Source organism: Winogradskyella pacifica, from assembly GCF_003386275.1.
Classification (GTDB): domain Bacteria; phylum Bacteroidota; class Bacteroidia; order Flavobacteriales; family Flavobacteriaceae; genus Winogradskyella; species Winogradskyella pacifica.
Genome location: NZ_QREI01000004.1, coordinates 15496 through 28693, shown reverse-complemented (window position 1 = coordinate 28693; position 13198 = coordinate 15496). Strand labels below are relative to the sequence as shown.

Sequence of the window (13198 nt, the reverse complement as noted above, 5' to 3'; positions counted from 1 at the left end):
TGGTTGCTTTGCGAATAAATTACAAACCGAAATTATGTCTGTAATGCTGCAAAAATAGCATAAATTCAAACATGGCTAAAGTAAAATATTATTATGATTCCGAAACGCTTTCTTACCGAAAGATAAAGCGTAAAAAAGCAACAACTCTTAAGTATGCCGCTGTATTTTTAACCGCTGCTGGCTTATTTGCTTTTTTGATGGTTTTTATTGCTAGTCAATATATTGAGTCGCCAAAAGAGCGACAAATGGCGAGAGAATTGCAAAATATGGAATTGCAATACGAATTGTTAAACAAGCGAACAGATGATGCTTTTGCTGCTTTAGAAAATGTTGAAGAGCGCGACAATGCTATTTATAGACTCTATTTTGAAGCCAACCCAATACCTACAGAGCAACGAAGAGCAGGATTTGGTGGTATTAACCGTTATAAAAAGTATGAAGGTTTTGATAATACTAAACTAATTGCTGAAAGTAATAAGCGTTTAGATATTTTAGAAAAAGCTGTTGTTGTCCAATCTAAATCGTTAGATGAAATTGCAAAATTAGCAGAAGACAAAGAAAAGTTTTTAGAAGCTATACCTGCAATTCAACCTATAAGTAACGAGAATATGACACGTATGGCATCTGGTTATGGTTATAGAACGGATCCATTTACTAAGGTTCGGAAATTTCATTACGGTATGGATTTTACAGCACCACGTGGCACACCGATTTACGCTTCTGGAGATGGAGTAATTACCCGTGCAGATAGCCAATCTACAGGGTATGGAAATCATATTAGAATAGATCATGGTTATGGTTACATATCTTTATACGCCCATTTATATAAATACAACGTTAAAGTTAACCAACGCGTAAAACGTGGAGATTTAATAGGCTTTGTGGGTAGTACAGGTCGTTCTGAAGCACCGCACTTGCATTACGAAGTCTTTAAAGATGGTGAGCGTATTAATCCTATTAATTTTTATTATGGTAACTTATCTGCTGAAGAATACGATATCTTACTTAAGAAAGCGTCATTAGAAAACCAATCCCTCGATTAAGATGCATATAGACTTACCAGAAAAACGATATTACGGTATTGGAGAAGTAGCTAAAGCTTTTAAAGTGAATGCCTCTTTAATTCGATTTTGGGAAAAAGAATTCGATGCTTTAAAACCAAAGAAGAATGCTAAAGGGAACAGGAAATTTACTCCAGAAGACATTAAAAATCTTAAGTTTATTTACCATTTAGTAAAAGAAAGAGGATTTACACTTGAAGGTGCAAAAACACATCTCAAAGAAGAAAAAAAACAAGCTTTAGAAAAATTTGAAATTATCGAAAAGCTTGAAAGCATCAAAGCACAACTTAACAAAATTAAAACACAACTTTAAAACTAAACTATCATGAAAAAATGGCTAATTCCTGTAATCGTAATTGCAATCATTGCATTTGGAATCTACAATTGGGCTGTAGGATTTAATAATACAGCTGTAACTTATGAAGCAGATGCTAAAACAGCTTGGTCTAATGTAGAAAGTTCTTACCAAAGACGAAATGATCTTATTGGTAATTTAGTTAAAACTGTACAAGGCGCTGCTGATTTTGAAAAATCAACCTTAACAGCTGTAATAGAAGCTAGAGCAAAAGCAACTTCTACAACAATTGATGCCAGTAATTTAACTGCTGATAACATGGCGCAATTTCAACAAGCACAAAGTGGGTTAAGCGGAGCATTATCCAAATTATTAGTATCTGTTGAGCGTTACCCTGAATTAAAAGCGAATCAAAATTTCTTAGAACTTCAAAGTCAATTAGAAGGTACCGAAAACCGAATTAATATCGCTAGAGATCGGTTTAATGAAAAGGTTAATATTTATGACATACATACTTCAAAATTTCCAGGATCAGTTTTAGCTGGTTGGTTTGGATTTGAAGAAATGCCTAGATATAAAGCAGATGCTGGTAGCGAAAATGCTCCAGACGTTAATTTCGACTTTTAATTAAATCTATTTATGCCAAATATTGAGCAGTTCCTAACAGCCAAGGAAGAAGCCGAAATTGTTGAAGCTATTAGAATTGCTGAAGGCAAAACCTCTGGTGAAATTCGTGTACATATAGAACAGAAATGTGATATTGATGTCTACGAACATGCCTTAGAAGTATTTCATTATTTAAAAATGGATAATACCATTCAACGTAATGGTGTACTCATCTATGTTGCAGTAGACAATAAATCTTTTGTGATTTTTGGAGATCAAGGCATTAATAATAGTGTTGGCGCTGACTTTTGGAATTCTACGCGCGATAAAATTTCTAGTCAGTTTAAGTCAGGCCGTTTTAAACAAGGTTTAATTGATGGTATTCAGGAGGCAGGCAAAGCATTATCTCAATATTTTCCTTGGGATCATAATGACAAAGATGAATTGGACAATACAATCTCAAAAGGATAATGCAACAGATAAAACATATCGCATTTAAGGTTTTAGTTCTATTACTTTTAGTAAGTCCACTAATTGGACAAGCTCAATATAATATTCCTGAAAAACCAAAGTTTCAAACTAGTGTATACGATGACGACATTAATTTATTATCAGCGTCAGAAAAAAGCAGCTTAGAACAAAAACTAATACGCTATTCTGATTCTACATCAACACAAATTGTGGTTGCAATCATTGGCTCTACCAATGGCGAATACATCAATTATTTAGGCGCACAATGGGGAGAAGCATGGGGAATTGGCCAAGCTGATAAAGACAACGGTATTTTTATTCTTTTAGCTAGAAACGATCGAAAAATAAATATCAGTACTGGTAAAGGTGTTGAACACTTACTAACAGATGCCTTAAGTAAGCGTATTATAAATAATGATATCATTCCTTACTTTAAAAAAAATGATTATTACGGTGGATTAAACCGTGCTACGGATGTTATTTTTGAAGTCATGACTGGTGAATACAAAGGCACACGACAAACCGAAAACGGATTCCCAACTGAAGTTATCTTTTTCCTATTTATCATTTTTATCATTTTTATAATCGCCATTTCTAAAACTCGTGGAGGAGGAAATGGAGGTAATAGAGGAAATCGCGCTGGAAGCGGAGGACTTCTCGAAGCCATTATTTTAAGTAATATGGGACGTGGAAGTTTCTCTAGAGGTTCATCTTCAGGTGGCTTTGGCGGCAGCTCTGGAGGAGGCTTCGGAGGCGGAGGTGGTTTTGGTGGAGGCTTTGGTGGCGGAAGCTTTGGAGGCGGAGGAGCTTCTGGAGGATGGTAATCCTCTCGTTTTAAGTCTAATTTTTACTTTCAGTAGCCAGTAGGATTTATTTCAATTTAAAAATTTAGTCATGCGATTAAAATTCTTCTTTCAACTTACAATCGTCTGCATTTTGTTTTTGAATTGTAAAAAAACAAAAACTGATGCTGAAACAATCCCATCGCATATTCCATTAAACGCATCTCAAAAACGAGTTGTAGATTTAGCTCATTTATTCTCAAAAGTTGAAAGCGATTCTTTAGCTTACAAAATCATTCAATACGAAACACAAACGACCAACCAAATTGCGATTCTAACCATAAATTCATTACCTAAAAATACAAACATTCAGAAATTTGGAACTGAAGTTGGTGAAAATTGGGGAATTGGCACAAAAGAAAAAGACAACGGTTTACTCATCACAATTTCTAATCACGATAGAAGCATTGCAATTTCAACAGGAATTGGCACTGAACAAACCATTTCCGATTACGAATGCAACGTTATAATTGATAGCATAATGATTCCTCAGTTTAGAACCAACAACTATTATAAGGGTGTTGATAAAGCTTTAGATTCTTTAATTCTACTTTGGGATTAATCAAAATAGATCATATCACCACCACCTGTTTCACCTTTACTTCCTAAGCTATTAAATTTATAACTAAAGCTTAGCATAAAGTACTGTCTTAAAACGGTACTCTGCTTATCTTCAATATAATCTTGAGTGGCTATACGCATAGCATTAGTATTTTGATTTAATAAGTCGTAAACCTTTAATGTTATAATAGCTTTATCCTTAAACATGCTATAGGCTAATGTTGAATTCCAAAACCAGGCACTTTTCTGAAAACCATCGGCCACATTAGGATTATAATTAAAACTAACATCATTTCTCCACTCAAAGTTTTTTGGTAAAAAAGTAGCCGTTCTTACACCCGCATTATGACTTGTAAATTGACGATCGTCAAAAGCTTCAATATCATAAGATGTGTTCGTATAACTTATCTGGTAATAAGGTTTAAACTCTAATACTTTATCCCATATAAAATCTACACCGAATCTTGGTGAGATTCTATCGGACTTACTAGCATATTTTACATCGTTATTAAAGTTAATTCGTTCTGAAGTATTATAACTGGCTCTAAACTTTAGTTTAATAGTTCTTAAGGTATCAACCTTAAAATCTTTATTGTAGTTTACCCAAGAACCAATATTATAATTCCCATCAACGTTTACATAAGTCGTTGTTCGCTTTAACGTTTCTTCATCTATAGTCGTTTTAGCCACAACTTGATTATCTGAAACACTAGCATTAACACCCACATAAAAACCAGTACGCTTTTGCCAATCGAACCCATTATAGCCAAGATATAAACTATGATTATTTGAAGGTTCTAAATTAGGATTACCAATTACAGTTTGAAGTGGATTTGATACGTCTTCATAGGCTTGAAGTTGTCGTAGTCCTGGTGGCTGATTTTCAAGCCAATAATTTGCATAAATTGACGACTTAGGACTAAACGTATAGCTGATATATGAATTAGCCTCTATATTTTCAAAATCGCGTTCTACATTAAATTCTGGTCTTAATAAATCTTGATTTTTAAGAGTTCTTATGTTATAACCTATATCGAAACTTGTAGATAATTTTTCTCCTCTATAAGACAATCCCACAGATGGAATACTTCTATAATCTGTATATTGAAAATCTGTACTTAGATCCGTATTAAAATCCGTAAAATCTTGCGTACCATTATTAAAATCAAAAGTGCTTTCTCTGTTATTATCTTTATCTCTAGCGTACTCATAATCTAAATTTAAGAAAAACTTTTTAGTTACGATTGGTAACCTATAAGACAGTTTTGTAGACACACCGTAACTATTATTTTCACCATTGGTAAATTGATTTCTATCGATGATTTCTGGATTGCTACCAAAAACTTCTGTGTTTGATTCTAAAAAATCATCACTTTCTTGCTGATTGATACGCGTCTCTAATTCGGCTTTAATAAAAGCACCACGATTTCCTAATCGTTTAGTAATAGAAATTTCATTAGAAAATCGTTTTACATAACTTTCTACATTAGAGTTTAGGTTAGATTGATTGGTTAAAATTAAATCTTCATCTAAGGTTTCCTCATTACTAGTATATAATGTTCTCGATTTTGAATACCCAAATGAAGGCTCTATATTAATTTGAAAAGTAGAATCTGTTTCAATTTCGAATTCTAAATTAAACGAATGATTATCCGTATCGTTTGTAGACTTAGAGTCGGAATTGGTAAAATAACGCGAATCAGATAAAATAGTTTCGCGTTCGGATGAAGACTCATTTTCAGAATTACTCGATGAGAAAAAATAATCTGCGGACACATCGGTTTTTTCACCTATAATATCGGCATAGTTAACACCTGCATTTTGCGAAGTCGTAATCCCTTCTCCTCCACCAAAAGATCGACCATCTATAGTAAAAGAACCATTACCATCAAAAGACACACTGTTTCCACCTCCTAACATTTTTGAAATTTCTCCAAAACTAAATCCTGGTGTGTTAGTATTATTACCACCCGCAAGCACACTTACACGTCTATCATTATCAAACAAATTTACCATACCTGCAAACTCGTAACGATCGTCAGTTCCAGCTCCTGCAGAAACCCTCCCAAAAACCCCTTTATTATTTTCTTCTTTAATAGTAAGATTTATCGTTTTATTTTCTTTATCCCCTTCCTCTCCCGTAAAGGCTTCCGATTTGGTTTTTGTATCTACGATCTGAATTTTTTCGATTATATCTTTAGTTAAATTCTTAGTGGTAATGGTAGGGTCGTCACCAAAAAAGGGTTTCCCATTCACTAAAATTTTATTTACTGATTTTCCATTAACCGTAATATTACCTTCTTCATCTACTTCTACGCCTGGTAACTGTTTTAATAAGTCTTCAACGTTGGCATCTTTTTTCGTTTTGAAAGATTTTACGTTAAACTCTAAAGTATCTTTTTTAATCGTTATCGGAGCTGTAGATTTTACCAAAACCTCCCCTAATTGATTATCAAGAGACATTGTTATTGTACCTAAATCAATCGTCTTTTTATCGATTACAATTTCCTTGAAATACGTTTTATAGCCCACATAAGACACGTAGAAATTTAAGCTCTTATCATAGGTTGAATTTTCAATTTTAAATTTTCCATCTTTATCTGATATGGTATACGTCACTACCGAACTGTCTTTTACACGTTCTAAGTAAACGGTTGCAGACTCTAAAGATAATTCAGTGTCCTCGGCTTTTAATGTTCCTGTAATTTCGAATGATTTGTCTTGAGAGAATGATTGTAATGCAAATAAAAACGCAAAAACTAGACTTAGTTTTTTCATGTGATTGATTGGTTGATTGATGATTAGCTGATTTAGAAACGCAAGAAAGTTAGAAATCGTATGAAATTTCTTAAAATTATTATAAAATTATCTTTTAAGAGTAAAGTGACCTTTAAAGGTTCTACCGTCTGGCAATGTTGCTGCAAACCAATAGTCATCGGTTGGTAGTAATTTCCCATTATGAGAACCGTTCCATTTTGGGTTTGACGCATTTATTAACCCAACTAATTTTCCATAACGATTGAATATTTCAACATGTACATTTTTAGATAATTCTAGAGAAAAACCTTTAATTTGCCAAGTATCATTTACAGTATCTCCATTTGGTGTGAAGAATTTTGGAAATCCTAAAACAACAACATCCGTTGATACAATTCCACAGTCGGCTTTTATATCTTTAACGTAGACTGAATGAATTCCTGCAGGTAAATTTTCAAAACTATTTGAATCTTGATATATACCGTTTTCGTCATCTAAAGCATAAACATAATCTCCATCTCCCGACACAATTACTGTAATAGAATTATTTTCGGATAAATCGGTAACCTCAATGGTTTCAAAAGTTGCTGTATTTGAAGGTAAAACTGTAATCGTTCTCGTATTGGTACAACCAAAAGGTTTAGTGACTTCTACAGAATAAGTTCCAGGTTCATTAACGTCAATAGTCATTGTTGTTTCACCTGTAGACCAATTATAATAAAAATTATTTGGAACATCATCCACTACACCTCCATTAAGTGATATAGTATCTGGAAATGTATTTGTACAATAGAAAATAGTTTCGTTTTCAAGTAGGTTTGGCAAATGTTCGGCATTTAAATTCACCTCTGCAATACTATAACAACTCCCATTTTGTTCTAATCTCGCAAAAATGGTTTGGTTATAAGGTTCAGTATTAGTAAAATTACTATTCAATTGATTGTCTTGAAGCAACGCGTTACTATGTGTTTCATAATACCCTAAAACAACAACATCTGATGCTAGAGAATTTAAAATCTGACTTTCTGCTTGTGTTAAATCAAAGCTAACTACACCTGTCTCGTCTAAATTATCACATTCAGTTAAAATACTATAATTTGAAACATTTGTGTTTACAGACAACAGCACTTCTGCTATTACACTACAACCAGTTATAGTATTTAATACCTGTGCATAAACCACTTGATTATTGGTTAGATTGGTATAATTATCATCATCTAAAGGAATCGACAAGTCTACCGTTTCAAAAAAGTTAACGTCTAAATTATTTAAATCACCACTGACAATAACATCGTTATAAGTACTAAGATTAAAATTAGAAATACCATCCATTACATCATCCTCACATTGGCTAATCGTAATGTTATTGACAATTGGTATAGCATTTATGGTTATGGTTAACGGATATCGTTCTGTATTAGTTGAACAACCTTGCACAACTGGCAATAACCAATAGGTTGTCGTCGTATTAATATTTACATCATAATTTAACCCAACATGAATTGGTGTCATTGAAGTTGACGTTTCAAACCACCAAACTTCTGAAGTTGAAGCTTCAGCCGTTAATGTAAAAGTATCTGTCCCACAAACAGCAATATCACCATCCAAAACTCTTGGCATTATAAGCGTCGTACTTGCGGATAAGCTAATATTGGGTTCATTAGGCATACCTCCATACTCAACAATATAGCCTTGAGGGTGATATGGATTATTTACTGCTAAATCACCTGTATTGGACAAGTCATTCCACGCCCCTAAAACACCAATTGATGCATCTGTAATATGCGCATAATCTTCATTATTAACATTATTGGGCTCATTATAATTCCAAAAAGAGAACTCATTATTTGCCGCACTCCCATTAGCATTACCTTGCCAAAATACAGTACCTGCTTCCGGACCTGTAACCCATTTCCATGTACCTTCAACTTCGGCATCAGATCCTCCAATCCATCCCGTCCCTGGACTTTGCTCACCTGCCAATTGCGATTCTTCTTCAGATGATAACGTTGCTAAATAGCCTTGTAAACCAAAATAAGTTTGTGCTGCAGCTGCATCTCTTGCTTGCGTCCAAGTAATACCTGGATCAGATACGTAAAAATAATAATGCCCTGTACTTGGTAAGTAATTAGCGTCTCCTAAATTAATTGAAAACTGTCTATCTTGAGTGAATGTTGTTTGTGTTGTTTGAAAAACTACATTTTCTATAGCACTTTCAAACTCAGCAAAAGTTGCTGGTCCAGATAAAGTTAAAAGTCCTTCCGATGCATTCCAACTCGATGAAATATTGGGATTCGTTCCAATTAACTCTAAAGTATCTTGTCCGTTTTGATATCCTTCAGCTATTTGTACAAAAATCTCGGATAATGAGGTGTCTTCAGGATTAGGATCGGTAATAGAAACAGAAGCTACTATTGATACTTGTGATTGCGGGCAATATATCTGTCCTCCTGAAACACTTATTTCAGGAGGAAGATTTTGTGTAAACCCATAACAATGGCATAACCAAAAGCATAAGATAAAAATAAAGCGCTTTATTATTTTCATAAAAAATTAAAGCTACTACTTTTTTCTCATATATACACTTACCGGAACTCCATTAAAATCAAACTGCTCTCTTAATTTATTCTCTAAAAAACGTTTATATGGCTCTTTTACATATTGCGGTAAATTACAGAAAAATGCAAACTGAGGTTGCGGAGTTGGCAACTGCATAATGTATTTTATTTTCACAAACTTACCTTTATTGGCTGGCGGTGGCTGATGCTCTATAATAGGTAATAAAGCTTCATTAAGTACACTGGTCTTAATTCGCTTAGTTCTATTATTATAGACCTCAACAGCTGTTTCAATAGCTTTAAAAATACGTTGCTTATTTAAAACTGATATAAAAACGATTGGCACATCCGTAAACGGTGCGATTTCATTTCTAATATGCTGTTCAAATTCTTTAGCAGTCTTAGTGTTTTTTTCAACTAAATCCCACTTATTAACAAGAATTACAATACCTTTTCTGTTGCGTTCTGCTAACCAAAATATATTCTGAACTTGTCCATCAAATCCACGATTAGCATCTAACATTACTAAACAAACATCACTGTGTTCGATAGCTCTTACACTTCGCATTACAGAATAGAACTCTAAATCGTCCTTAACTTTAGTTTTACGACGTATACCAGCCGTATCCACTAAATTAAATTCAAATCCAAAACGGTTATATTTAGTATCAATCGAATCACGAGTAGTACCAGCAATATCTGTAACGATATAACGATCCTCGCCAATTAACGCATTAATGAATGACGATTTCCCAGCATTCGGTCTTCCGACTACTGCAAAACGAGGTAACTGATCTTCCTCAACTTCTTCTTTCTCTGGCAACGCTTCTACGATAGCATCTAATAAGTCCCCAGTTCCACTTCCGTTAATACTTGCGATAGCAAAATAGTCACCTAAACCAAGAGAATAAAACTCAACAGCATCTTCTAAACGTTTATTATTATCTACTTTATTAACAACTAAGAATACAGGTTTTTTAACTTTCCTCAACAATTGAGCAACGTCTTCATCCATTCCTGTAACTCCAGTCTCTACATCTACCATAAAAACTATAGCATCTGCTTCATCAATAGCTAATTCTACTTGCTTATCTATTTCTGCTTCAAAAATATCATCGCTACCAACTACGTATCCGCCAGTATCAATTAAAGAAAATTCTTTTCCGTTCCAATCTGTTTTACCGTAATGACGATCTCTTGTGACACCACTAACAGCATCAACAATAGCTTCACGCCTTTTTATAAGACGATTAAAAAATGTCGATTTCCCTACATTAGGACGACCTACTACAGCCACTATATTGCTCATTGATTTTTATTTAAGGCTACAAAGATACTATATACTTACGTGTTATGGTGAACTATTATTGACTTTTCACTCTATATATTAAAACCTAAAAAATTACAGAGAAAGTTAACTTAGCACATTGTTAATATCCTGTTGATAATAAGTATTAATTTGAATGAGGTAGCGTTAATTTTTAGTACTTTTAATGCGTGTATTAAATAGGATTTTATTTACATTTGTTGTGCCAGATTTAGAGGTCTAATTCCCCAAGAACTGCTCCTTTCTTGTAGACTTACCTATACTCTCAAAGGCAAAACACATTTCACGCAAACACATAAAAAAACAGTGTGTTATATTTAAATTACAAAAAATAATGAGGAGATTTTTTACGCTTATACCATTATTGATTTTAGGCTCTAATCTTAGTTTCGCTCAAGAAAATTATACAGACCATACGATACAAAAAGGTGAAAATGTTTATAAGATTTCTAGACAATATGGGGTAAGTGTCAATGCCATTTTTGAACTTAACCCAGGTTCTGAAGATATAATTTATGCTGGTAACATATTACGTATTCCAAATTCTAGCACTACAACCACCTCAACTAACACTACTGTAGATAAGGATGACAACATCAGCAATTATGTCGTAAAATCAGGAGAAACAAAATCTGGTCTCTCTCGACGTTTTGGTGTAAGCATAGCAATGTTAGAACAACAAAACCCTCACATTGTAAGCATGCTTCAAGCAGGCCACACTATAAATGTAGATAAAACTATTAAAGAAACTCCGCGCACAGCAAAAGACGGAGAGCACTATGTAGTAAAAGGTGAAACACTTTGGGGAATTGCAAGAAATAACGGTATTAGTCTTGCGCAATTAGAGGCTGCAAATTCTGGGCGTTTGTCCGAATTCTTACAAATAGGGCAAACTTTAATTATTCCAGATAAAACTTTAGAGAGTTCTACCGAAGGAGGCTATTTAGTGCAGCGTGGTGATACAAAATTCCAATTAGCTAAACGTTTTAACATGACTATAGCGGAGCTTGAAGAAAAAAATCCGCACACCGTACCAATGTTAATGGCAGGTCACAGATTAAATGTGGATAACTCAGACGCAAATAATTCTGAAGAAATCCCGAACACAAATGAAGTTGCAATTACTAGAGTAGATTCTTCGACCACTACTGATAGCTTTAAGAATTATGTAATCGAACCAAAAGAAACACTTTTTGGCCTGGCTAAAAAAGCAGGCATGACGATTGAGGAATTTACAACTTTAAATCCGAAATTACTGACGTCAGTTAATGTTGGAGACATTATTAAAATGCCAATTAACCCCGGACAAACTATAGCAACTACGGATATTACTGATACTGTTGATACTGTTGATACTGTTGATACTGTTGATACTGTTGATATTGTTGATACTGTTGATACTGTTGATACTGTTGATACTGTTGATACTGTTGATACTAACACAAAAAGTACACCAACGAAAATTCATTCGAATAAAAATGAAGCTTTATTTAGTAACTTAGTTACAGAGACTTCAACCGGACTTTATTTTTACTCTCCTTTTTCTAGTGAAGAACTTGGTTCTTCGGAAGAACGACAAAAGATGATTAGCATTAATGCCGATTTCCAAAAGTATATCGATTTTTTCCAAGGTGCTCAAATTGCTATTGATTCTGCAAAAGCACTTAATCTTGATTTTGATGTGACACTTATTAAGAAAAATATCGCAAAATCAAAAATAACGATTGAAAGTCCGCATAGCAAAAATGCTATTCTTGTACCATTTATAGACAACAGATCAAATTTTCCAAGTATTGAATCTAATACGCCGATAGCTATAATTGATATTGAATCTAATTTAGTTTCTAAAGATAGTATTAATGTTTACAGATCAATTCCTTCAGACACCATTCAAAAAACAAAAACCTTAAACTATTTAGCAAAACAAAATGCAAATGTTATTGTAATCAGTGATCTTGATGAAGCTCGAAATAAAGAACTAATTACATCCACAATTCCTGATGCTAAATTCCTAAAAGCTGATAATGCCGGTTTTTTTAAATCTGATGCTTTAAATAATGAATTAAGTAAAAGCAGACTTAATTATATTGTGTTTGATAGCGAAAAAACTATTGTTCTTCTCAATACAACGACAGCGTTAATGGGCAAATTATCTGATCATAATATTCAATTGGTTATGCTTGAATCTTCACTACTCCCAAAACAAAGTGAGGTTTCAGACATGAGATTTAGAATTTTACAGCTCATTTTTCCTGCAATTACAAATCCGCAAAACAAAGAAGATATTACCAATTTTGAAATTAAATACGAGGATGTATTTAGTTCTAAACCTTCACAAAATGCTATTGTAGGATTTAATGTAACCTTTGACATTTTACTAAGGATCTCTCAAAACTCATCATTTGAAGACATTATAAACACAACACTTTCAGAACAACCCCATTTAAAGTTTGATTATCAAAAAACCACAGACAGAAACTATTCGAACACGGGTATCTATTTAATGCAATATAATTCTAACGAAGGCATGATAGAACTAATTAATGGTAATTAAAATCAATTACATTACTAATTCCTACAAGCAAATAAACTGCGAATTATACATCTATAAATAGTATAGACTTAAGCAAAACAATATAATTTACAACTAAAAGCATTAAGAGTAACAACAAAAACTCCTTCAAACACCTAGTTTTAGTTAACATTTGAGACGAATAAAA

General features: G+C 33.4%; 10 protein-coding genes. 7 read left to right on the top strand and 3 right to left on the bottom strand.

Features of this window, described 5'->3' with window-relative positions:
* Positions 1 to 71: 71 nt before the first annotated feature.
* From DFQ09_RS09610 to DFQ09_RS09585, 6 genes are all read left to right on the top strand, one after another.
* A complete protein-coding gene (locus DFQ09_RS09610; RefSeq protein ID WP_115809799.1) occupies positions 72 to 1043 on the top strand; it encodes a M23 family metallopeptidase in 972 nt (323 codons plus the stop codon).
* Position 1044: 1 nt separating this feature from the next.
* The gene (locus DFQ09_RS09605; RefSeq protein ID WP_115809797.1) at positions 1045 to 1374 is read left to right on the top strand and encodes a MerR family transcriptional regulator; all 330 of its coding nucleotides are present in this window, start codon (positions 1045 to 1047) and stop codon (positions 1372 to 1374) included.
* A 12-nt stretch (positions 1375 to 1386) separates the two neighbouring features.
* Positions 1387 to 1983: a LemA family protein gene (locus DFQ09_RS09600; RefSeq protein ID WP_115809795.1), complete on the top strand. Its 597-nt coding sequence runs from the start codon at positions 1387 to 1389 to the stop codon at positions 1981 to 1983.
* Positions 1984 to 1995: 12 nt separating this feature from the next.
* Positions 1996 to 2433, top strand: coding sequence for a TPM domain-containing protein (locus DFQ09_RS09595; RefSeq protein ID WP_115809793.1), 438 nt, complete (start codon positions 1996 to 1998; stop codon positions 2431 to 2433).
* A complete protein-coding gene (locus tag DFQ09_RS09590; RefSeq protein ID WP_115809791.1) occupies positions 2433 to 3257 on the top strand; it encodes a TPM domain-containing protein in 825 nt (274 codons plus the stop codon). The genes DFQ09_RS09595 and DFQ09_RS09590 overlap by 1 nt, the downstream gene beginning before the upstream one ends.
* A 70-nt stretch (positions 3258 to 3327) precedes the next feature.
* Positions 3328 to 3837, top strand: coding sequence for a TPM domain-containing protein (locus DFQ09_RS09585; RefSeq protein ID WP_115809789.1), 510 nt, complete (start codon positions 3328 to 3330; stop codon positions 3835 to 3837).
* Here DFQ09_RS09585 and DFQ09_RS09580 read toward each other — a convergent pair.
* The 3 genes from DFQ09_RS09580 to der all read right to left on the bottom strand — a co-directional run bounded on the left by DFQ09_RS09580 (position 3834) and on the right by der (position 10460).
* On the bottom strand, positions 3834 to 6614 hold the full coding sequence (locus DFQ09_RS09580) for an outer membrane beta-barrel protein (protein WP_115809787.1): 2781 nt from the start codon (positions 6612 to 6614) through the stop codon (positions 3834 to 3836). The two genes, DFQ09_RS09585 and DFQ09_RS09580, sit on opposite strands and share 4 nt — an antisense overlap.
* A gap of 87 nt (positions 6615 to 6701) precedes the next feature.
* On the bottom strand, positions 6702 to 9140 hold the full coding sequence (locus tag DFQ09_RS09575; RefSeq protein WP_115809785.1) for a T9SS type B sorting domain-containing protein: 2439 nt from the start codon (positions 9138 to 9140) through the stop codon (positions 6702 to 6704).
* A 15-nt stretch (positions 9141 to 9155) separates the two neighbouring features.
* Complete coding sequence (gene der / locus DFQ09_RS09570) at positions 9156 to 10460, bottom strand: ribosome biogenesis GTPase Der (RefSeq protein ID WP_115809783.1); 1305 nt, start codon at positions 10458 to 10460, stop codon at positions 9156 to 9158.
* A gap of 352 nt (positions 10461 to 10812) precedes the next feature.
* Between der and DFQ09_RS09565 the strand changes: the two genes are divergently transcribed.
* A complete protein-coding gene (locus tag DFQ09_RS09565) occupies positions 10813 to 13032 on the top strand; it encodes a muramidase family protein (protein ID WP_115809781.1) in 2220 nt (739 codons plus the stop codon).
* Positions 13033 to 13198: the final 166 nt, after the last annotated feature.